This is a genomic window from Pseudomonas sp. SIMBA_041 (genome assembly GCF_046535095.1).
In the GTDB taxonomy this organism is placed as follows: domain Bacteria; phylum Pseudomonadota; class Gammaproteobacteria; order Pseudomonadales; family Pseudomonadaceae; genus Aquipseudomonas; species Aquipseudomonas mucoides.
Genome location: NZ_JAWRXJ010000150.1, coordinates 1 through 303, shown reverse-complemented (window position 1 = coordinate 303; position 303 = coordinate 1). Strand labels below are relative to the sequence as shown.

General features: G+C 42.6%; 1 protein-coding gene. It reads left to right on the top strand.

Going from position 1 to position 303, the window contains the following annotated elements:
• On the top strand, nt 1–245 hold a 245-nt coding region (locus SB725_RS30630), incomplete at its 5' end, for a hypothetical protein (protein WP_410923108.1).
• Nucleotides 246–303: the final 58 nt, after the last annotated feature.

Below are 303 nucleotides of genomic sequence, written 5' to 3'. Positions count from 1 at the left end.
ATGTCAATCAGATGAAATGTATGCAGTCCGATAGACTCGAATTGTACAATGGACTCCAGATAAATAATATGATTTGCATGGAATGCACTGGCATGTTGATTCCACTGGGGAGTATGCTGTTTTTATCGAGGCGAATCGGCGCAAAAAATCATGCCGTCCGCGATGGGGCAGCGAAGAAGCCGCTTTCAGGTGTGACTGTGCGTATGGCCGCCAACTGCGTGGCATCGAAACTCGGTCGCCCTTAGGGTGTTTATCAATATTTGATATGTTATTTTGAAATTGTAAAAATTAATATTTTATATG